General features: G+C 58.6%; 21 protein-coding genes. 8 read left to right on the plus strand and 13 right to left on the minus strand.

Features of this window, described 5'->3' with window-relative positions:
• Positions 1–42 precede the first annotated feature (42 nt).
• From gmk to MKI83_RS02840, 5 genes are all read right to left on the minus strand, one after another.
• Positions 43–663: a guanylate kinase gene (gene gmk / locus MKI83_RS02820; RefSeq protein WP_241583235.1), complete on the minus strand. Its 621-nt coding sequence runs from the start codon at positions 661–663 to the stop codon at positions 43–45.
• Between the two features lie 120 nt (positions 664–783).
• Positions 784–2,520 (minus strand): phosphoethanolamine transferase CptA, encoded by a 1,737-nt coding sequence (gene cptA, locus MKI83_RS02825; RefSeq protein WP_241583236.1) that lies wholly within the window; start codon positions 2,518–2,520, stop codon positions 784–786.
• Positions 2,521–2,549: 29 nt separating this feature from the next.
• Entirely contained in the window at positions 2,550–2,951 is a 402-nt protein-coding gene (locus tag MKI83_RS02830; RefSeq protein WP_241583237.1) for a diacylglycerol kinase, read from the minus strand.
• A gap of 92 nt (positions 2,952–3,043) precedes the next feature.
• On the minus strand, positions 3,044–4,300 hold the full coding sequence (locus MKI83_RS02835; RefSeq protein ID WP_241583238.1) for a sensor histidine kinase: 1,257 nt from the start codon (positions 4,298–4,300) through the stop codon (positions 3,044–3,046).
• A gap of 1 nt (position 4,301) precedes the next feature.
• Entirely contained in the window at positions 4,302–4,970 is a 669-nt protein-coding gene (locus MKI83_RS02840) for a response regulator transcription factor (RefSeq protein ID WP_071872241.1), read from the minus strand.
• Between the two features lie 98 nt (positions 4,971–5,068).
• Between MKI83_RS02840 and MKI83_RS02845 the strand changes: the two genes are divergently transcribed.
• Positions 5,069–7,024: an LTA synthase family protein gene (locus MKI83_RS02845; protein ID WP_241583241.1), complete on the plus strand. Its 1,956-nt coding sequence runs from the start codon at positions 5,069–5,071 to the stop codon at positions 7,022–7,024.
• 12 nt (positions 7,025–7,036) lie between these two features.
• On the opposite strand, the gene MKI83_RS02850 is transcribed toward MKI83_RS02845, so the two are convergent.
• A complete protein-coding gene (locus MKI83_RS02850) occupies positions 7,037–7,900 on the minus strand; it encodes a YicC/YloC family endoribonuclease (protein WP_241583243.1) in 864 nt (287 codons plus the stop codon).
• A 128-nt stretch (positions 7,901–8,028) separates the two neighbouring features.
• Between MKI83_RS02850 and rph the strand changes: the two genes are divergently transcribed.
• Both rph and MKI83_RS02860 read left to right on the plus strand, forming a co-directional pair.
• Positions 8,029–8,748, plus strand: a complete 720-nt coding sequence (gene rph / locus MKI83_RS02855; RefSeq protein ID WP_241583244.1) for a ribonuclease PH — start codon at positions 8,029–8,031, stop codon at positions 8,746–8,748.
• A gap of 29 nt (positions 8,749–8,777) precedes the next feature.
• Complete coding sequence (locus tag MKI83_RS02860) at positions 8,778–9,137, plus strand: DUF4870 domain-containing protein (protein ID WP_241583245.1); 360 nt, start codon at positions 8,778–8,780, stop codon at positions 9,135–9,137.
• 21 nt (positions 9,138–9,158) lie between these two features.
• Here the strand turns inward: MKI83_RS02860 and MKI83_RS02865 are convergent, their stop codons facing one another.
• Positions 9,159–9,938 carry an exodeoxyribonuclease III gene (locus MKI83_RS02865; RefSeq protein ID WP_241583246.1) on the minus strand — a complete coding sequence of 260 codons (780 nt, stop codon included), beginning with the start codon at positions 9,936–9,938 and terminating at the stop codon, positions 9,159–9,161.
• A 79-nt stretch (positions 9,939–10,017) separates the two neighbouring features.
• On the opposite strand from MKI83_RS02865, the gene pyrE reads away from it, so the two are divergent.
• Together pyrE and MKI83_RS02875 are read left to right on the plus strand one after the other, a co-directional pair.
• Entirely contained in the window at positions 10,018–10,662 is a 645-nt protein-coding gene (gene pyrE / locus MKI83_RS02870; protein ID WP_241583247.1) for an orotate phosphoribosyltransferase, read from the plus strand.
• Between the two features lie 31 nt (positions 10,663–10,693).
• Positions 10,694–11,269: a DUF4124 domain-containing protein gene (locus MKI83_RS02875; RefSeq protein ID WP_241583248.1), complete on the plus strand. Its 576-nt coding sequence runs from the start codon at positions 10,694–10,696 to the stop codon at positions 11,267–11,269.
• A 72-nt stretch (positions 11,270–11,341) separates the two neighbouring features.
• Here the strand turns inward: MKI83_RS02875 and argB are convergent, their stop codons facing one another.
• From argB to coaBC, 4 genes are all read right to left on the minus strand, one after another.
• A complete protein-coding gene (gene argB / locus MKI83_RS02880) occupies positions 11,342–12,247 on the minus strand; it encodes an acetylglutamate kinase (protein WP_241583249.1) in 906 nt (301 codons plus the stop codon).
• Between the two features lie 71 nt (positions 12,248–12,318).
• Positions 12,319–13,707, minus strand: a complete 1,389-nt coding sequence (locus MKI83_RS17000; RefSeq protein WP_241583670.1) for a phosphomannomutase/phosphoglucomutase — start codon at positions 13,705–13,707, stop codon at positions 12,319–12,321.
• Positions 13,708–14,921: 1,214 nt separating this feature from the next.
• Positions 14,922–15,377: a dUTP diphosphatase gene (dut, locus tag MKI83_RS02890; RefSeq protein ID WP_241583250.1), complete on the minus strand. Its 456-nt coding sequence runs from the start codon at positions 15,375–15,377 to the stop codon at positions 14,922–14,924.
• 5 nt (positions 15,378–15,382) lie between these two features.
• Positions 15,383–16,594, minus strand: coding sequence for a bifunctional phosphopantothenoylcysteine decarboxylase/phosphopantothenate--cysteine ligase CoaBC (gene coaBC, locus MKI83_RS02895; protein ID WP_241583251.1), 1,212 nt, complete (start codon positions 16,592–16,594; stop codon positions 15,383–15,385).
• A gap of 148 nt (positions 16,595–16,742) precedes the next feature.
• Here coaBC and radC point away from each other — a divergent pair, with 148 nt between their 5' ends.
• From radC to rpmG, 3 genes are all read left to right on the plus strand, one after another.
• A complete protein-coding gene (gene radC / locus MKI83_RS02900) occupies positions 16,743–17,417 on the plus strand; it encodes a RadC family protein (RefSeq protein WP_241583253.1) in 675 nt (224 codons plus the stop codon).
• 168 nt (positions 17,418–17,585) lie between these two features.
• On the plus strand, positions 17,586–17,822 hold the full coding sequence (gene rpmB, locus MKI83_RS02905) for a 50S ribosomal protein L28 (protein WP_241583255.1): 237 nt from the start codon (positions 17,586–17,588) through the stop codon (positions 17,820–17,822).
• A gap of 11 nt (positions 17,823–17,833) precedes the next feature.
• Positions 17,834–17,989, plus strand: coding sequence for a 50S ribosomal protein L33 (gene rpmG / locus MKI83_RS02910; RefSeq protein ID WP_071872257.1), 156 nt, complete (start codon positions 17,834–17,836; stop codon positions 17,987–17,989).
• A gap of 104 nt (positions 17,990–18,093) precedes the next feature.
• Here the strand turns inward: rpmG and MKI83_RS02915 are convergent, their stop codons facing one another.
• Both MKI83_RS02915 and rep read right to left on the minus strand, forming a co-directional pair.
• Complete coding sequence (locus MKI83_RS02915; protein WP_241583257.1) at positions 18,094–18,849, minus strand: GGDEF domain-containing protein; 756 nt, start codon at positions 18,847–18,849, stop codon at positions 18,094–18,096.
• A 78-nt stretch (positions 18,850–18,927) separates the two neighbouring features.
• Entirely contained in the window at positions 18,928–20,937 is a 2,010-nt protein-coding gene (gene rep, locus MKI83_RS02920; protein WP_241583258.1) for a DNA helicase Rep, read from the minus strand.
• Positions 20,938–21,148: the final 211 nt, after the last annotated feature.

The following is a 21,148-nucleotide window of genomic DNA, read 5'->3' on the forward strand; positions in this document are numbered from 1 at the left end:
AAACGATCGGGCGGACCGGGTAGTTTAAAAAATAGTCAATGATTATGACAAGAGACTTGCTAATAGATGTTCGTGCCGCTGTTGCTGATGGGCCACCGTGAGGTGCCGACTGCGGAAGATCGCCTTGAAGTCTTCCAGCGCTAGGCGGAAGTCATCATTGATGATCAGGTAGTCGTATTCACAGTAATGGCTCATCTCCTCAACCGCCTGCGCCATGCGCTGGTTGATCACTTCGTCGCTGTCTTGGCCGCGGTCGTTGAGGCGATGGCGCAAGGCCTCCCGCGAGGGCGGCAAGATAAAGATCGAGCGGGCTTCGGGAATCAGGCGGCGAATCTGCTGCGCGCCTTGCCAGTCGATCTCCAGAATCAGGTCGTAGCCGTCGGCGAGGGTGTCGCGCACCCATTCCTCGGACGTGCCGTAGAAGTTGCCGAACACTTCGGCATGCTCCAAAAAGGCACTGCGCTCAATCATGCGCTCAAAGGCTTCGCGGGCGGTGAAGTGGTAATTCACTCCATCCACCTCACCCGGGCGCATGGCACGGGTGGTGTGCGACACCGACACGCGCACATCGCTGACTTGCTCGATCAGCGCTTTCACTAAGCTGGTCTTGCCCGCGCCAGACGGGGCGGAAACGATATACAGAGTGCCGGGGGTATGAGCCATGAAACGGTCGCCGATAACGCCAATTGGCCCGCTAGTGTACGCAATGCGAAGCGATTTGTGAGGCCCGCAGGTCACAGCACGCGGCGTTAGCCGCTGCTATGGCCTGTTTGTGCGCGCTTTTTAATTACTTTGCGCCACGTGGGTTGGTGCGGTTTTGGGTTTGATCAGGCTGAAATCAATCAGGTTTTTCGGTTGCTCCGGGTTGCCGATGAGCAGTGGCTGGGCGACAAAGCCGGCGTTGACCAAGCTCTTGCTGGGCTCGAAACGATCAAATCGCAGCTCGCTAAGATCGGCTAGCGTGTGGATAAAGTTCATGCTGCTATAGGGGCGTTGCAGCATGCTGCTGAAATCACGCGGGTGGGCGCTTTGCCACGCCGCTGAACGCCAGACGATAAACGGCACGGTGTACATGGGCGCGGTGGGGCGGCCTTCGTTACGGCCTAAGGTGGCGTCATCTGGGGCGTCGAACACCGCCTCTCCGTGGTCAGACAGGTACACCAGCAGGCCTTTGTTGCTGCCGCTGTCGAGACGCTCGATCAGCCCGGCGACCACGTGGTCGTTAAACAGCACGGCATTGTCGTAGCTGTTGTAGGTTGGCAGTTCGTAATTATCCACCCACGCCGGCGCACCTTGGCGATCGGTAAAGCGCTCGTAGTTTTGCGGGTAGCGGTACTGGTAGCTCATGTGGGTGCCCAGCAGGTGCACGACAATAAATTTGCGTGGCGCGGGGTCGGTTAGCGCCTTAGCGAACGGTTCGAGCACGTCATCATCGTACTGGCGGGAGTTCTGCTCGCGGTTGTTATTCAGGTACACCTGCTCGTCGGCCTGTTGCGAGAAGGTGGTTAGCATAGTGTTGCGCGCGGTGATGGTCTGTTGATTGGTCACCCAGTAGGTCTTGTAACCGGCCTGTTTCATCAAGTTGACCACTGAGGGCGTGGTTAGATAGTCGTTAGGGTGTGTTTGGTCGGCGAAGGTCAGCACCTGTTGCAACGCTTCGATGGTGTAGGGACGAGGGGTTACCACGTTATCGAACACGGCCAGCTGCGCGCTGCGTTTTTGTAATTCAGGTGAGGTGTCGCGGCGATAGCCGTATAGGCTCATGCGTTGGCGATTGGTGGATTCGCCAATTACCAGTACAACGGTTTGCGGCCCGTTGCCCGATATGTCTTTGAGTCCCTCCAGAGGTGGTAGCGCTTGGTTTTGCGCGAGCAGGTTCTGCATGTTGTGCAGCTGTTCACGGTACTGCGCGTAGCCCATCAGCAATTGCCACGGTACGGCGGGTTCTAGGCGTTTTTCTAAGTGCGCACGGGCGCTATGCAAGTCGCCGGTGGCGAGGAACTCTTTACCAAACGGATAACCAACGCTGCTTACCAACACCAGCAAGGCAAGCGTCGGGCGCCAGTGTTGCGCTGCGTAGGCGGGGCGAATCTTGTAGCGCCAGATCAAGCACGCGCCGGCGATGTAGGCGGCGAAAGCGACCGCGTTGCCAAGACTAAGGTACTGAACTAAGTATTCGCTGCCCTCGCGCAGGTTGGACTCGAACAGAATGAAGATCACGCTTTGCGAGAACTCCTGCCCGTACACCAAGTAATAGCCAAAGCTCAGTAACGACAAGCTGCCGAGCAGCAAGCCGAGCACGGCGGTGATGCGTTTGGTTTGCGCCGGCCACAGCAAAGTTGGCGCTAGCCACAAAATGCTCATGGTGGTGGCTTGGCGAAAACCGCTGAAGCCCGCATCGCCATTGAGCTGAATGAGCAGGTGGGTCACGCCGGAGAAATACCAAAAGAACAAGAACTGCCAGCCCAGTGCGCGCCAATCAAAACGCGGCGTGCTGGTCGGTTGCGCGGTGTGCTGCATAAAGACTCCTTAAGCTGCGCCGTGGCGGCTTACAGCAAGATGACCGCCCAAGTGCTGGCAACGATCAGCAGGGCAAAGGTTTGTGCGGCGCTGCCCATGTCTTTGGCTTGCTTAGACAGCGGGTGGCGTTCGAGGGAGATGCGGTCGATAGCCGCCTCGATGGCCGAATTGAGTAGCTCAATGAGTGGGCACAACAGTGCGCTGGCGATCAGCAAGGCGCGTTCGGCGCGGCTGACGTTCAGGTAACAGGCCAGAGGAATTAACAGGGCATTGAGGGCAATCAGCTGGCGGAACGCGGCTTCACCGCGCCAGGCCGCGCACAAACCGGCCCACGAGTAACCCGTGGCGTTAAGAATGCGGCGTAGACCGGTTGCGCCTTTGTACGGCTGTTGCGTTAAGGCAGCTGAATGTTTGAGGGGGCTTGCAGGCATGAAAGACCTCCGCGTGAGCCTGAGAATGTTCTGCAGGCTAACGACGGCGGTATCACGACAACGTCAAGCGAATGTGAAGAAAGTGTCAACGCTCATGACTTTAGGCGCACGCTAAAGCAGCTGCCCCGCTGTGGCTGGCTGCTGACCTCAATCTGCCAGCCTTCGCGTTCGCATATTCGCTTAACCAGCGCTAAGCCTAAGCCAAGCCCCTCGCCACGGGCGTGGCGGCCACGCACAAAGGGCTCAAACAGTTGCGCTTGTTCCTCGGCGGTAATGCCGCCACCGCTGTCGTGCACGGCAAAGCCGTGTTCATGTAGCTCTAAGCGCACATGGCCGCTTTCTGTGTAGTGCCAAGCATTGCGCAGCAGGTTATTCAGCACGGTGCCGAGCAGGCTGGCGTCGTAGTCGCTATCGGCGGCGGCATGGCCGCTAAGGCTAAAGTCCAAGCCTTTGTCGAGCATGGCTTGGCGCCAATGTTCGACGTGCTCTTGCGCAACCACGCCAAGGGTGGCGCGCCGGTTTGCCAGCGCGTGGCGTGGGTCGCGGGCTAATTGCAAGAAGGTATGCACCAGCTCTTGCATGCTCTGGCTGGCGCGTTGAATACGTGCCAGTTGGTTGCGCTGTGCTGGTTGCAGGTCGCTTTGCTCAAGTAGCTCGCACGAGCTACCGATCACCATTAAGGGCGTGCGCAGCTCGTGGCTGACATCGCTGGTGAACCACTGTTCGCGCTGCAGAGCGTCTTGCAGTTGCGCCAAAGTGGTGTCGAAGGCGCGTGCCAGCTCGCCGATTTCATCGGCGCTGTAGTGGCGTTGCAGCGCGTGCAGCGGGCTCTGCCCGGGGCGCAATTGCCGGACATCGTCGGCTAGCCGGCTGACCGGGCGCATCACCTGTCGCGCCATTAACCAGCCCAGTGCCCAAGCCAGAATCAGGGTGACGATAAACCCGACCAAAACAATGTTGAACAAGGCTTGTTCACGTTGCTCAAACTCGTCTTGCTGCTGCAGCAGCACATGACGTTGACCATTGCGCAGCAAGGTGTAGGCGTAGAAGGCGCGATCTGGCTCGAACACTTCACTGAAGCCTTCCGGCAGCTGGGCGTAGGCTTCTGGTAAGGCGTAGCGTGCGTCTAGCGTGGTGAACAGCTGGCTGTGCGCGTCTAAGCGCGGCTGCTGCTTTAGGGCAATGTCTTCCTGCAGGGCGGTATTGAGGTCGCGCAGCATGTCGTTGGCAACCAGATGCTCTTCGACCAAGTGCACAATGGCGACGATGCTTAGCGAAAACACCCCGCTGACAATGGCGGTGAGCAGCACATAGGCCAGCAGAATGCGGCGAATAAACGGCAGATGCATATCAGGGCTTCAGGCAGTAGCCAATGCCATGCACGGTATGCAGCAGGGCGTTGGCGAAGGGTTTGTCGATGGCTTGGCGCAGCTGGTGAATGTGGCTGCGCAGGCTGTCGCTGTCGGGGCTGTCGTCGCCCCACAAGGCTTGCTCAAGCGCTTCGCGACGCACCACGCCGGGGCTTTTTTGCATCAGCACTTGCAGCAGTTTGAGGCCCAAAGGGTTTAAGCGGATGGCTTGTTGCTGGCGGCTGACCTCAAGGGTGTCGAGGTCGTAAACCAAATCAGCCACTTGCAGCTGGCGCTGCCGATTGCCTTGGGTGCGGCGCAAGATGGCTTCGATGCGCGCTACCAATTCGGCCAGCGCAAAGGGTTTGATCAGGTAATCGTCGGCTCCGGCACGTAGGCCTTGCAGGCGGTCGTCTAGTGCATCTCGGGCGGTGAGCATGAGAATCGGCACACTGCTGCGCGCTTCGTTCCGTAGGCGCTGGCATACCTGCAAGCCATCGAGGCCGGGCAACATCAGGTCGAGCACGATCAGGTCGTAACTGTTTTGGCTGGCTAAGTGCAGGCCGCTTAAGCCATCGCGTGCGCAATCGGTGGTGAAGCCTTTGAGGCTCAGGTAGTCGAGCACGTTGGCGAGGATGTCGGGGTTGTCTTCGATCACCAAAATACGCATGAAGCCTCACATGACATTTTTTTCACATGGTCTTAACGGGGTGCTGACGTGCGCCGCCAGACACTGTTCGCCTTGCTGGTTGAACAGAGGATCCGGGCATGTTGAGCGAACGTACTGCCGTCGAGCGGTTGGGGTTATTGCTATTGGGCACTTGGCTGGCGCTATTCAGTGTGACGCGCCTAGTGTTACTCGTACAGTTTTTCAGCGTGGCGAGCATCACCATGCGCGACGTGCTGCAGGTGCTGGCGTTGGGCCTCGCCTATGACGTGAGCTTTTTGCTGTATGCCGCGCTGCCACTGCTGCTGTTGCTCTGGCTGCCCGAGCGGCTGTGGCGCCGCCGCGCTATGTTCACTGCGCTACAGGGCGCACTGCTGCTGAGTGTGTTTGTGATGCTGTTTGTCGCGGCGGCCGAGTGGTTGTTTTGGGATGAGTTCGGCGTGCGCTTTAACTTTATTGCAGTGGACTACTTGGTCTACTCCGATGAGGTGCTGAACAACATTCTCGAGTCATACCCTGTGTATCCCTTGCTGGCTGCGCTGGGCTTGCTGGCGGTGACGATTACCGCAGTACTCAACCGTTGGCTGCGTCGCGCGTGGCAGGCGCCGTTAGCGACTTTGCCGCAACGGGCGCTACTGAGTGTGGGTTTAATCACAGCGGTGTTTGCTGTGGTGTTCGGCGTTGGGCAAGACTTTCCGCGTCCAGCGCAGGGCAATGCCTATCTGCGTGAGCTGGGCAGCAATGGCCCCTATCAGTTTTTTGCCGCGTTTCGGAATAACGAGCTGGACTACCCCAGCTTTTACGCCACTTTGCCGCAGCGCCAAGTGGCCCCGCTGTTACAAGCCGAATGGCAAGAGAGCAATGCCCGTCTAGTGGATGACGGCGTGTTGCCGGTGCGCCGGCAGATCAGCAATCAGCCGTTGGCTAAGCCGCGTAATGTCGTCTTAGTTACCATCGAAAGCCTCAGCGCTAAATACTTAGGCAGCATGGGCGACACCCGTGGGCTGACGCCGAACCTCGATCAGCTGCGTACGCAGGGCGTGTTCTTTAACCAGTTTTACGCCACGGGCACACGCACCGACCGTGGTTTGGAGGCCATCACCCTATCGGTGCCGCCCACCCCGGGCCGTTCTATTGTGAAGCGCTTGGGCCGTGAAAGCGGCTTTGCCAGCCTAGGCCAGCAACTGACCGCGCAAGGCTACGACAGCGTGTTCGTCTATGGCGGGCGCGGTTATTTCGACAACATGAACACGTTCTTTGCTGGTAACGGCTATCGCGTGGTCGATCAAAGCAGCGTGCCGGATGCGGACATGTCGTTCACCAACGCGTGGGGGATGGCCGATGAAGATCTGTATCGCCAAGCCATGCAAATCGCCGATCAGGATTACGCCACGGGTAAGCCGTTCTTCCTGCAGTTGATGACTACCTCGAACCATCGCCCGTACACCTACCCAGACGGGCGTATTGATATCCCCTCTGGCGAGGGGCGCGAGGGTGCGGTGAAGTACACCGACTATGCCATTGGCGCATTTCTTAAAACGGCACGCACTAAACAGTGGTTTAACGACACGCTGTTTGTGTTTGTTGCCGACCACACCGCCGGTAGCGCCGGCATAGAAGACTTGCCCGTGGCCAATTACCACATCCCCTTGTTTATCTATGCGCCGGGCTGGCTGGAGCCACGCGAGGTTGATCGGTTGACCAGTCAAATCGACCTGGCACCGACGCTGCTGGGCTTACTCGGAATGAGCTATACCTCGACCTTCTTCGGCGTAGATGCCCTGCGCGCCGACGCGCCGCCGGGGCGCGCCTTGATCGGTAACTACCAGCATTTAGGCTTGTTCGATGGTCGTGATCTGGCGATTTTGAGTCCGCAGCGCTTAACCCGTCGTCACGACGACGCGCTGGGCTTTAGTCACGAGCGTGCCACTGACAGCAGCGACCCTTTGCTACGCCGCGATATTGCCTACTACCAAGGTGCCAGTTATGCCTATCGGCAGCATTTACTCAGCTGGCAAGCGGGGGCGAGTTGGCAGGAAGCACACGCGCGCCGCTGAGCAGGCGCTGGCTTACTCAAGGTTCTGCACTTGCTCGCGCATTTGCTCGATCAATACCTTTAAGTTGACCGCCGCTTGCGTGCTGCGTGGGTCTATGGCTTTGGAGCCTAGGGTGTTGGCTTCGCGGTTGAGCTCTTGCATTAAGAAGTCTAAGCGGCGACCGATGGCGCCTTTTTGCTTGAGAACGCGGCGGACTTCGTCGACATGGGTGCACAGGCGGTCGAGTTCTTCGGCGACGTCGCTCTTTTGTGCCAGCAGCACCAGTTCTTGCTCAAGGCGAGGCATGTCCGGCTCTAACTGCAGCTCTGCGCAGCGATCAACAATGCGCTGTTTTTGTGCGGCAAGCATTTGTGGCAGCAAGGGCTTGAGGGTGCTGACTTCTTCAAGAATGCCGGCTAAGCGCTCTTCCAGCAGTGCCGCCAGTGCTGCGCCTTCGCGGGCGCGGGCTTCGCGCAGTTGTTCTAGCGCATGCTGGAATAGCGTTAAGGCCTCAGCCACTAGGGCTTCTTGGTCGGTGGCGTCGGCGATCATCACGCCGGGCCAGTTGAGCACTGCCAGCGGGTCAATCGGCGCGGGCGCGGTCAGCATGGCGCTGACGTGCTCGGCAGCGCTGATCAACGCTTGCGCGCGGGTGCGGTCGATTTGTATGCCGTCTGCGCCGGTGGCAGGGCTGAAGCGTAAGGTGACTTCGACTTTGCCGCGCGCGAGGGCGCTGCGTAGGCCGTCGCGGACTGGGGTTTCTAGCTCGCGCAGGTTGTCGGGCAGACGCAGGTAGGGCTCAAGGTAGCGTTGGTTGACCGAGCGTAACTCCCAGCTCAGGGTGCCAAAGGGGCTGGCGTGTTCGATACGGGCAAAGCCGGTCATGCTGTGAGCCATGCCGAGTCCTCTTCTGTCGCGGGAAAGGCGTCGATTGTAGCCGACCCATCCCGTCATCCCAACCGTACACGGCGCGCTGATGGGCTTATAATGGCGAGCAAATCCGCTTTGTAGATAGGTATCGTGTAATGAAACGTCCCAGTGGCCGTGCGGCAGACCAGCTGCGTAATGTTCGTCTGACCCGCAACTACACCAAGCATGCCGAGGGTTCGGTGCTGGTTGAATTTGGCGATACCAAGGTGATTTGTACCGTCAGCGTGGAAAACGGCGTACCGCGCTTTCTTAAAGGCCAAGGCCAAGGCTGGGTGACGGCGGAATACGGCATGCTGCCGCGGGCGACCGGTGAGCGTAATCAGCGCGAAGCCAGTCGCGGCAAACAGGGCGGTCGTACGCTGGAGATTCAGCGCCTGATCGGCCGCTCGCTACGTGCGGCGTTGGATTTGCGCAAGCTGGGCGAGTACACCTTGTACATCGACTGCGATGTGATTCAGGCCGACGGCGGCACGCGCACGGCGTCGATTACTGGCGCTACGGTGGCTTTGGTCGATGCGCTGCGGGCGATGAAAAAGCGCGGTGTCCTCAAGCAAGACCCGCTTAAGCAGATGATCGCTGCGGTGTCGGTGGGCATGTATCAGGGCGAGCCGGTGCTGGATTTGGATTACCTTGAGGATTCGGCCGCCGAGACTGATCTGAACGTGGTGATGACCAACCAAGGTGGCTTTATCGAAGTGCAAGGTACCGCTGAGGGCGCGCCGTTCACCCCGGATGAGTTCAACGCGATGTTGGCCTTGGCGCAGCAGGGCATTAGCCGCCTGTTTGAGCTGCAACAACAAGCTTTGGCCGACTGATCAGCGCGTCTTTACAGAAGGAAAGGTCGATGACAGATCCGAATCCCGTCAATCAAGAAGTTCGTCAGTGGGCCATGTTGTGCCATTTCTCGGCGTTCTTGTGGTTATTGGCGCCGATGATCGGCAATGTCATCGGCCCGTTGATCGTTTGGCAGATTAAGAAAGACCTCGATCCACTGGTGGATGATCAAGGCAAAGAGGCGCTGAACTTTCAGATCAGCGTTAGCTTGGCGCTGATTATCTGCGGCATGCTAACCGTCGTGGTGATTGGCTTTCCGCTGTTGGCGGTGGTGAGTATCGGTGCGTTGGTGCTCACCATTATCGCGGGCATCAAGGCCAATGAAGGCCAAGCGTACCGCTACCCCTTCTGCTTTCGCTTTATTAAATAAGCAGGGTTTGGGGCGCAGGCCTTAGAGGCTCAACTTCCAGTCGTAATCAATCACCAGTGGGCGGTGCAGTGAAAACTGTGCCGCTTTTACGATGCGTGCGTCATTCACAAAGCGGCGCAGGCCCGGGGTGAGGATTTGGTAGTCGAAGCGGTAGCCCAAGTTGAGCATTTGCGCTTGCTCGCTGTCGGGTAGCCAGCTGTACAGGTCGCCTTCACGGGTGACTTCGCGCAGGGCATCGATGTAACCCATGTTGCCGAACACTTCATCCATCCACGCCCGCTCTGGGGCCAAGAAGCCCGGCAGTTGCTGGCAGTCACGCCAGCTTTTGACGTCTTGCTTGTGGTGCGCCATGTACAGCGAGCTGCAATAAATGAACTCGCGACGCTTGCGGCGTTGTTTGTTCAGGTATTGGGTGAAGTCTTCGAGAAACTTGAACTTGTGGTTCAGCGAGGCATCACCATCCATGCCCGAGGGCAGGAGTAAGGTGGCGATCGAAACTTTATCAAAGTCGGCCTGCAGGTAGCGGCCATAGCGGTCGCAGTGCTCAAAGCCCAAGCCGAAAATAATCGCTTTGGGTTGCAGCTTGGAGTAAATCGCCACGCCGCCTTCGCTGGGGTTTTCGCCATCGACCGCGTATTGAAAGTAGCCGTCGAGTTGATACTCGGGGCCTTCAATGTCGTAGGTGCGGATGCGTGTGTCCTGCAGACAGATGACATCGGCGTCTTGGTTTTTCAGCCAGCCGAACAGGCCGCGCTCGACCGCTTGCTGAATACCGTTGACGTTGACACTGATGATGCGCATGCATGGCCCCCAAAAATGCGTGTGTGTATGATACCGGACGATTCCATTTTTAGGTAAACCCAAGTCATTCGGGGCTTATATGCACGCGTACCAACGTCAATTTATCGAGTTTGCTATCGAGCGCGGTGTCCTGCGTTTTGGGCAGTTCACCTTAAAGTCAGGGCGCGTTAGCCCGTACTTCTTTAATGCAGGCTTGTTTAACTCAGGGTTGGCGTTGGCCAAGCTGGGTAGCTTTTATGCGCAGGCGATCAAAGCCAGCGGTTTGCCTTTTGAGGTACTGTTTGGCCCTGCTTACAAGGGTATTCCCTTGGCGGCGGCGACGGCGGTAGCGCTAGCACAAGAGCACGACATCGATACGCCGTGGTGCTTTAACCGTAAAGAAGCCAAGGCTCACGGTGAGGGTGGCACGCTCGTCGGCGCACCGTTGGAAGGTCGTGTGCTGATCGTGGATGACGTGATCACCGCCGGCACGGCGATTCGTGAGGTGATGCAGATCATTCAAGCGCAGCCTAACGCGCAAGCGGCCGGCGTGCTGATCGCCCTCAATCGAGAAGAGCGTGGCCAAGGCGAGCTGTCGGCGATTCAAGAAGTAGAGCGCGATTTCGGTTTGCCGGTGGTCAGCATTGTGTCGTTGACGCAGGTGTTGGAGTACTTGGCCAGCAGTGATGAGCTAAAACAACATTTGCCGGCGGTGCAGGCTTACCGCGCGGAGTATGGTATTTAATGGCATAAGGCCCGTGGAAAGGATTAACGCTGTGCGCCAATCAATGTTCACTGTTGCGCTGTTGCTGTGTGCCTCAGGTCAGGCGTACGCCGACCTTTATCGTTATGTCGACGATAAGGGCGTGACGGTGCTGGATAGCAACGGTGTGCCGGCAGCGTATATCGGCAAGGGTTATGAGGTGCTGAACAGCCAAGGCATGGTGGTTAAAGTGGTGCCGCCAGCGCTGACCGCTGAGGAGCTGGCGCAAAAGCAAGCGCAGGCGTCTCTGGCTGAGAGTGACGCCAAGCTGTTGCGCTTGTACACCGGCGTTGATGATGTGGACCGCGCGCGCGATCGTAAGCTGGCAGAAATTGACGGCGTGATGGGTATTACCCGCAGCAACTGGCAGCGTGCGCGTACCCAGCGCGATAACTTGCAAGCTCAGGCGGCTAACCTGGAACGTGGCGGTCGCCCGGTGCCAGAGCACATGACCCAGCAGATCAACGACCTGAACAAAGAGATGCTGCGCTTGCAGGGTGAAATTGACGGCTTTCGTAAGCTGAAAGATGAGGCCCGAGCGATCTACAGCAAAGATCGCGAGCGGGTGGAGCAGCTAACCGGCGAATGATGCCCTACAGAGATTAAAAAGCCGCGCAACACCCAGGGTGTGCGCGGCTTTTTTGTGCGCGTGTGGTTGGTCTTACACGCGGCGGCGGTTGCTGATCAGCGTGCCGACACCGTGGTCGGTGAAGATTTCCAGCAAGACGGCGTTGGGAACGCGGCCATCGATGATGTGGGCGCTGTTCACGCCGCCGTTAACGGCATCCAGTGCGCAGCGAATCTTTGGCAGCATGCCGCCGTAAATGGTGCCGTCCTCAATCAGGCGGTCCACTTGTTCGGTGGTCAGGCCGGTCAGTACTTCGCCTTGCTTATCCAGCAGGCCAGAAATATTGGTCAGTAACAGCAGCTTTTCAGCTTTCAGTGCTTCGGCAACTTTGCCGGCGACTAAGTCCGCATTGATGTTGTAGCTCGCGCCATCATCGCCGACGCCGATGGGAGCGATGACCGGGATGAAATCGCTGTTGACCAGCATGTTGAGCAGTTGCGTGTTGACGTTAGCAACTTCGCCGACATGGCCGATGTCGATGATTTCTGGACGATCCATTTCCGGCGTTTTGCGCGTGACATTGAGTTTGCGCGCACGAATCAGCTCGGCGTCTTTACCGGTCAAGCCGATGGCGCGGCCGCCGTGACGGTTGATCAGGTTGACGATGTCTTTGTTCACTTGACCGCCGAGCACCATTTCGACCACGTCCATGGTGGCGGTGTCGGTCACGCGCATGCCATCGATAAAGTGGCTTTCGATGTTCAGGCGCTGCAGTAAATCGCCAATTTGCGGGCCGCCGCCGTGGACTACCACGGGGTTGATGCCGACGGCTTTCATCAGCACGATGTCGCGCGCGAAACCGGTTTTCAGCTCGTCGCTTTCCATGGCGTTGCCGCCGTATTTCACCACGAGCGTTTTGCCGGCAAAGCGTCGGATGTAGGGCAGCGCCTCGCTCAATACTTTGGCGACATTGGCGGCGTCATTGCGGCTAAGGGTCATGGTTATCTCCTGTGAGGCTAAAACGGGCGGCGGCTTATCCCTAAGCGGCGCCACCGATAAAAGGGTAGCGATTAAAACGGCAAGGCCAGTTGCGGGGCGATGGCTTGCAGTTGGCTGCGGAACACTTGCTGGATGCGCTCCAGCTCTTCTTGGGTGTCACCTTCAAAGCGCAGCACCAGCACCGGTGTGGTGTTGGAGGCGCGCACCAGGCCCCAGCCTTTGGCGTAATCGACGCGCACGCCGTCGAGGGTGGTGACGTTGCCTTGGCCCCAGTCGGCATTTTTTTGCAGCGCGGCGATCAGCTTGAATTTCTGCGCTTCGGGCACGTCGATGTTGATTTCTGGTGTCGACAGGCTGGTGGGGAAGGCAGAGAACACGTGATCGGCATCGCGCGTCTCAAGGCTCAAGATTTCCAGCAGGCGCACGGCGCTGTACAGGCCGTCGTCAAAGCCGTACCAGCGTTCTTTGAAGAAGATATGCCCACTCATTTCGCCAGCCAGCAGGGCGCCGGTTTCTTTCATTTTTTGCTTGATCAACGAGTGGCCGGTTTTCCACATAATCGGGCGGCCGCCGTAGCCACTGATCAGTGCGGCTAAGCGCCGTGAGCATTTGACGTCGAAAATAATGTCGCAGCCGGGGTTGCGGGCAACCACGTCTTTGGCGAACAGCATCATCAAATGATCGGGGAAGATCATCTTGCCGCTGTTGGTGACCACACCAACGCGATCGCCATCGCCGTCGAAGGCTAAGCCGATGTCGGCGCCTTCAGCCTTCACGCGCTCGATCAGGTCTTTCAGGTTGGCGGGTTTGCCCGGATCCGGATGGTGGTTGGGGAAGTTGCCGTCAACATCGCAATACAGGGGCGTCACACTGCAGCCGAGGGCTTCAATCAGTTGCGGGGCGATCACGCCAGAGGCGCCGTTGCCGCAGTCGATGACAACTTTCATCGGTCGTGCGAGGGCGACATCGTCGCGCACGCGCTTAAAGTAGCGATCGAGAATTTCGACTTGCTCAAGGCTGCCGGTGCCTTGCTCAAGGTTGTGGTCTTTGAGGCGCTGGTGCAGCGCTTGAATGCTGTCGCCCGAGAGGGTGTGACCGGCGATGACAATCTTTAAACCGTTGTACTCAGGCGGATTGTGACTGCCGGTGACCATCACCCCTGATTTGCCTTGCAGCTCATGGGTGGCGTAGTACAGCACGGGAGTCGGCACTAGGCCGACGTCGGCGACTTGGCAGCCGGCATCGACCAAACCTTGCGCCAGACGCTCGGCCAGCTCGGGGCTGGATAGGCGACCATCACGGCCGATATTCACGCAGGGCTCGCCTTGGGCCAAGCTTTCGCTACCGATAGCGCGACCAATCCAGTAAACGCCGTCATGGGTGAGGTCTTTGCCGACGGTGCCGCGAATGTCGTAGGCGCGGAAGATGGTGTCGGGCAGCGTGGGGATGGTTTCGCTCATGGGCGTGCTGTTATCCAGAGGGTCTACTTGATTAAGGCCGAGGAAGTCCTCGCCCGTGTCGAGGTCGTCAATGTCGAGGATGTCGGCGTCTTGAAACAACGGTTGCTCCGGCGCGCTGGTTTCTTCAACCAGCATCGGCTGCTCGACGGGTTTGGCCGCGGCTTTTTTGCTTGGCGCATTAGCCGTGGAGGCGCGCATGCCGAGGCGTGCCATGCTGTGCGATAGGCTGGCCAGCGTGTTCAGTTGCAAGGGCGGCGGGCTGCCGGACTTGCCGTTTTGCAGCTCAGAGAGGTAGTTGCTCAGTCCGGCGACGTCGTCTTGGATCAGTTTCAGCCAGCGTTTGTTCATGATCAGCAGGGCCGCAACCAAGCCAGCCAGTGCCAACAGCACCACCAAGCCGAGCCACAAGGGTGAGAACAGGCTGGCCTGTTCTGCGGTGGCGGGTTGGTAGCTCAGCTTCCAGTTGCTGTTGCCGCTGGGCAGAGTCACAGCGGCGCTCGCATCACCGCTACCTTGCTGGATCAGCAGTTGTTCGGGGGCTTGGCTGAAGGTTTGCGTCAAGCTAAACCCGCCCGACTCTAATTGCGGTAGCAGGTTAATGAAGTGATTCAGCTCATACGCCACCAGTAAGGTGCCTTGCAGGGGCTCGTTAGCATTGAACCGCACGCCGGCCACGGTGTAGATCAGCCAGCGGGTGCCGACGCGGTAAGCCTCGGGTGCGACTTGTTGGCCGCTCTCGGTGCGTCGAATCATGTCCAGTGCCGCGTAATTGATCGGGGCGTTGCGTTGGTTGTCCAGGCGTGCGGCGCTTTTGCGCGCTAAATAGGCATCGGCCACGCCGGCTTGATAGCTCATGGCGCGCTCGGCGGTGGCAATGGCGCTGGGCTCATCGCTTTGCAGCAGAGTAAATAGGGCGGGGTTTTTCGCGGCGGCGGCGGTGCTTGCTACCAGCTGATTAACCGCGCGTTGCGTACTGCTTTGCAGCAGTTTGGCGACCTGCTCGTTGAGCGCCGCTTGGTGTTGGGCTTGCAACGGGCTGAGCAGCAAGAACCATAAAACGACCAATGCCGCAGCGATGCCGGCTATGCCAACCGCTAAGCCGTTGTGCAGCGGGCCTTGCGGATTGCTGGGCGCGGCTTGTTTGGCTTTTAAGGCTTTGTCTTGTTTGGGGCTGCGTTTAAGTTTCACCGCTATCGCTCCTGCGTCGGTTTGGCTTAGTGCTTGCCGCTGTGGCCAAAGCCACCGGCACCGCGCTCGCTGTCATCAAAAGAGTCCACCAAGTCAAACTTGGCTTGCACCACGGGGACTAACACCAGTTGCGCTAAGCGCTCGCCCACTTCAACGGTAAAGGCCTGTGAGCCACGGTTCCAGCACGAAACCATCAGCTCGCCTTGGTAGTCCGAATCGATCAGGCCGACTAGGTTGCCGAGCACGATGCCGTGTTTATGGCCTAAACCTGAGCGCGGCAAAATCAGGGCGGCCAAGCTTGGGTCGGCAATATGAATGGCAAGCCCGGTGGGGATTAGCTGAGTTTGCCCCGGCTCTAAGGTCAGCGGTGCTTGCAGCATGGCGCGCAGGTCGAGGCCAGCGGAGCCTGCGGTGGCATAGCTCGGCAAAGGGAAATCTTGGCCTAAGCGAGGGTCGAGGATCTTGGCTTGCAAAGTGTGCATGGGCGTTATTCTTGTGGTTGTAGGCGGCGGGCGATCAAGGCTAACAGTTGGCGAGCGATCTTGGCTTTGCTGGTCTGCGCAAAACGATGCTCTCCGCGTGCGCGGTCGATCACAGTAAAGGCGTTATCGTCGCTATTGAAGCCGATGGCAGGGTTGGCCACGTCATTGGCCACGATAAGGTCGAGGTTCTTGTCGTTGAGCTTGCGCGTGGCGTATTCCAGCAGGTTTTGCGTTTCGGCGGCAAAGCCCACGCAAAACGGTCGATCGTCGCGCGCGGCGAGGGTGGCCAGAATGTCGGGGTTGCGCACCAGGCGCAGCAACAGGCCGTCTTCGCTGTTGGGGTCTTTCTTGAGTTTGTGATCGGCGATGACTTCAGGGCGGTAGTCGGCCACCGCTGCGGCGGCGATCAGTACATCGGCAGGCAACGCGCCTTCGCAGGCGGCGAGCATGTCGCGTGCGCTGCTGACATTAATGCGCTCAACACGATCGGGCGTCGGCAGCTGAACGGGGCCGGCGACTAGCGTGACGCGTGCGCCGGCTTCAATCGCCGCCTCGGCCAAGGCAAAGCCCATTTTGCCGGAGCTGTGGTTGGTGATGTAACGCACGGGGTCAATCGCTTCGGCGGTGGGGCCAGCGGTGATCAGTATGTGGCGGCCTGTCAGGGCACCGCTGGCAAAGCAGTCGGCTGCGCGTTGCGCGAGCTCTAACGGCTCCAGCATGCGCCCTGCGCCGGTGTCGCCGCACGCTTGCACGCCCACGCCTGGGCCAAACAGCAGCAGGCCGCGCTTCTTCAATAATTCGGCGTTGGCTTGGGTGGCGGGGTCGCGCCACATGGCTTGGTTCATCGCCGGAGCCAGCGCTACCGGCGCGTCGGTGGCCAGCACCAAGGTGCTGAGCAAGTCGTCGCCCTGGCCTGCGGCTAAGCGCGCCATGGTGTCGGCGGTGGCGGGGGCGATCAAAACCAAGTCAGCCCAGCGCGCCAGCTCGATATGGCCCATAGCGGCTTCGGCGGCGGGGTCGAGTAGCGAATGATGCACCGGGTTGCCGGATAAGGCTTGCAGCGTCAGCGGGGTGATGAACTCGCAGGCGGCTTGGGTCATCACCACATGCACCTGCGCGCCGTGATCGCGTAAGCGACGGATTAGCTCGGCACTTTTATAGGCAGCAATTCCGCCACAGACACCCAACACAATGCGCTTTCCGTACAACCTCTGCATACACCTGCCTTGCTTGCTTGAGGGAAGACTGCCAGTGCCAGCGCTTGACGTGCGAGCAGGGCAAAAAACTTGCGCTAAGATAACACAGCACCCGTACTAGCACAGTGCTGGCGCGGGTTTGCGCACAATCTTCACAGGGAGGTGAGGCATGAGTATTCGCGACTGGCCGGTCGCCGAGCGACCACGCGAGCGGCTATTAAAGTGGGGTGCCGGCGCGTTATCAGATGCCGAGTTGCTGGCTATTTTTCTGCGCACCGGTGTGGCGGGTAAAAGTGCGGTGGATTTAGCGCGGGAGCTACTGCAGCAGTTTGGCGGCTTGCGCCCGCTATTACAGGCGGATTTAACCCGCTTTAGTCAGCCGCTGGGGCTGGGGCCGGCCAAGTTTGCGCTGTTGCAGGCGGTGCTGGAGATGGGCCGCCGCCATTTGGCGGAGCAACTGCAGCGCGAGTCAGCCCTAGAAAGCCCGCAAGCGGTGCGTGACTATTTAAAAGCTCGCCTGCGCCACGAGCCGCACGAGGTGTTCGCGGGGTTGTTTCTCGACAGCAAGCATCGGGTGTTGGCGTTTGAGCGTTTGTTTGAAGGCAGCATCGACGCCGCAGCGGTTTATCCGCGCCAAGTGCTTAAGCGCGCCTTGGCGCACAATGCCGCCGCATTAATCATTACCCATAACCATCCGTCGGGCGTGGCGGAGCCGAGCGAGGCCGATCGTCAGTTAACCGTGCGTTTGCGCGATGCGCTGGCGATCATTGATGTACGCTTGCTGGATCATTTTGTGGTGGGTGACGGTGAGCCGTTATCGCTGGCTGAGCGCGGTTGGTTGTGAGTTTTCTTGCGTGAGAAAATTTGCGTGTGCCTAGGCCTTCTGGTATAAAGCACCGCTCATTTTTGGGTGGACCTCTAACAATGTTGTTTGAGGGCTGCCGCAAGATAATTTCGTTTCGTTAAGCTTCCAGCCCGCCCATGGGTTGGGCAGAGGTTGGAGAGGGCTTTCATGTCTCGAGTATGTCAAGTGACCGGTAAGGGTCCGGTGACTGGGAACAACGTTTCCCACGCCAACAACAAAACCCGTCGTCGTTTTTTGCCGAACCTGCAACATCACCGTTTCTGGGTTGAATCCGAGAAGCGTTTTGTGCGCCTGCGTGTATCGGCAAAAGGTATGCGTGTTATCGACAAGAAAGGCATTGATGTCGTTCTGTCAGAACTCCGCGCTCGCGGTGAGAAGATTTAAGGAGCAAGACCATGCGTGATTTGATTCGTTTGGTGTCTAGCGCCGGTACCGGCCACTTCTACACCACCGACAAGAACAAGCGTAATACCCCGGACAAGCTTGAATTCAAAAAGTTTGACCCGGTTGTGCGTAAGCACGTGATCTACAAGGAAGCCAAGATCAAGTAATTGATCGCTTTCTGGTAGAAGAAAAAACCCGCCTCGTGCGGGTTTTTTGTGCCTGCTAAAAAGGCGCCTAGTCGTCGCGGTGTTAAGCACGAAGGAGGGTTCTGCTACGCGCGTTGGGCTTGGTTTCTGCCTGCGGCTTTGGCGTTGTACATGGCGGCATCGGCGGCGCGAATCAATTTATCGCTGCTGCGGCCGTTGTGCGGGTACAAGGCGATGCCAATACTCATGCTGGCTTGTAGGTGCTGCTGCTGGATGCGGATGGGGGCAGCGAGGGCTTGATAGAGCCGAGCCAAGATGGCTTCCAGCAAGTGTTCGTCGTGGCAGTCGTCAATCAGCAACAAGAACTCGTCACCGCCGATGCGGCCCAAAAAGTCCACGCTGCGCGTGGCGCCTTGTAGGCGTTCGGTGATGCGGCATAAAAAAGCATCGCCGGTGGCGTGGCCGAATTGATCGTTGATCTGCTTAAAGTTATCGAAGTCGATATACAGCACGCCCAAGCCTTGCTGCTGTTGTTGGGCGCGTTGTAGGTGCTGCTCAAGCTGCGCCAGGCTGCGTGCCCGATTAGGCAGCTGAGTAAGGCTGTCGTAATAGGCCAGCTGGCTGATTTGCTGGTTCAGGTGAGCGGCCTCTTGCCAGCGGCGTAAGGCAAACCAAAAGCTGGCAGGGACAAGCGATAGCAGTACCAGCAGCAGCTCATCGAGCTGGTAGTGTTCGTAGTCGCGGGTGAGTTCGTACAGCCACTCAAAAAACTCTATCCGCTGGCCTAGCCAAAACAGCAAGGCCGAACCGCAGAGTCCAATGATGATGTCAGCCGTCAAGCGGCGGTGTGACGCGTTTTTCGCTGTTGACGATAACGGCATGCTGGTGATCTCAAGTGCTCTGGTTAGGTTTAGCACTTGTGTCATTGGCCTGCGGTTAGTCTGACCAGTGGCCCGTATTTAGCTTTTCAGTAGCGCGCGAATCCCTGCCAGCGCGGCTTTGCCGGTGGCTTGTTTGACTTCGACGGGCGCTTCTTCAAGCCCTTCCCAATTGAGGTCTTCGGGCGGGATCTCATCGAGGAAGCGGCTCGGCAGGCAGTCGATCACCTCGCCGTATTGTTTGCGTTTGGCGCTGTAGGTGAAGGCCAGTGTTTCACGCGCGCGGGTGATGCCGACATACGTGAGGCGGCGCTCTTCTTCGATGCTGTCGGCCTCGATGCTAGAGCGGTGCGGGAGGATTTCTTCTTCCATGCCGATGATGAATACGTGCGGGAACTCCAAGCCCTTGGAGGCATGCAGGGTCATCATTTGCACACGCTGGTCGTCGCTGTCCTCTTCGTTCTGCCGTTCGAGCATGTCGCGCAGTAGCAATTTGGCCACGGCTTCTTCGAGGCCGGTTTCACCGTCTTCGTCGCGTTCGATAATCCATTTCAAGCTGTCGAGCAGAAACCACACGTTGTTCATGCGTGCTTCGGCGACTTTGTCGCTGGAGCTGTTCTGCCGCAGCCACGCGTCGTAGTCCAAATCCATGATCAGGCTGCGCAAGCTGGCAATCGGGTCGCTTTCGGCGCACTGCTGGCGCACTTTGTCGAGGCCGCCAGTGAAGCGCTGTAGGCGCTCGACAAAGCGGGTCTCCAAGCTTTCGGCGACGCCGAGTTCGCTGGCGGCTTGGTACAGGCTGACATCACGGCCGTTGGCGTAGTGGGCGAGCTTCTCTAGGGTCGCGGGGCCAATCTCACGGCGCGGCACGTTGATGATGCGCAAGAAGGCGTTGTCGTCGTCGGGGTTCGCCAGCAAGCGCAGGTAGGCCATGATGTCTTTGACTTCTTGGCGCGAGAAAAAGCTGGTGCCGCCTGAAAGGTGGTACGGCACTTGGTGTTGTTGCAGCTTCATCTCCATCAGTCGCGACTGGTGGTTGCCACGGTAGAGGATGGCGAATTTGCCGTAGGCGGTGCCGTCTTTGAGGTGTTGGGTGAGAATCTCCAGCGCCACGCGCTCGGCTTCGGCGTCTTCATTGCGACAGCGAATCGCGCGCAGCGCTTGGCCGGCGCCCAGTTCACTCCACAGCTGCTTTTCAAACACGTGCGGGTTGTTGGCGATCAGCACGTTGGCGGCGCGCAGAATGCGGCTGGTGGAGCGGTAGTTCTGCTCCAGCATGATGACTTTAAGGCCGGGAAAGTCTTCTTTGAGCTGCACGAGGTTTTCTGGCCGAGCGCCGCGCCAAGCGTAGATGGATTGATCGTCGTCGCCGACCACAGTAAAGCGCGCGCGCTCGCTGACCAGTTGTTTAACCAGCAAGTACTGGCTGGAGTTTGTGTCTTGGTACTCATCCACCAGCATGTAACGGATGCGGGCTTGCCACTTGGCGAGAATGTCCGGATGGGCGCTAAACAGCTGCACAGGCAGGCCGATCAAGTCGTCAAAGTCCACGGCGTTGTAAGCGCGCAGCATGCGGTTGTAATGCTCGTAGATCACCGCGGCGGTTTGTTCTTTGGGGTTGCGCGCTTTGTTCAAGGCGTCGGCGGGGGTGACGAGGTCGTTCTTCCAGCTGCCGATTTGGCTTTGCACTTCATCCACGCCGTCATCGCCGGCGTACTCTTTTTGCATCAGCTCGCGCAGCAGGGCTTTGATGTCTTGTTCGTCAAAGATGGTGAAGCCCGGCTTAAAGCCGAGCGTCTTGTGCTCTTTGCGAATGATGTTCAGGCCCAGGTTGTGGAAGGTCGAAACGGTGAGGCCCTTGGCTTCGCTGCTTTTGATCAAGCTAGTGACGCGTTCTTTCATTTCACGCGCGGCTTTGTTGGTAAAGGTCACGGCGACAATGTGTTGTGCGCGAATGCCGCACTCACGGATCAGGTAGGCGATCTTGCGGGTGATGACGCTGGTCTTGCCGGAGCCTGCGCCGGCCAAAACCAATAACGGGCCATCAATATAGTGAACCGCTTCTTGTTGTCGCTCATTAAGTCGTGACATGGGCTCGGGCGCGTGCTGTAAAGACAGGGTGGGCGATTCTAGCAATGAATCACCGCGCCGTTTGGGCAAAACGCTCAAAGGCGTGCGTTAGCCCTGCGCAGGAAGCCACTCAGGCGGTTGTGCATAAACCAACCTTGGGCTGCGGCAATATGCCAGCCTTGGTCTTTATGCAGATTCCGGTAGTCTATGCACCTTTTTGGGCGCTGGGAGA

This window comes from Atopomonas sediminilitoris (genome assembly GCF_022601735.1).
Taxonomy (GTDB): Bacteria; Pseudomonadota; Gammaproteobacteria; order Pseudomonadales; family Pseudomonadaceae; genus Atopomonas; species Atopomonas sediminilitoris.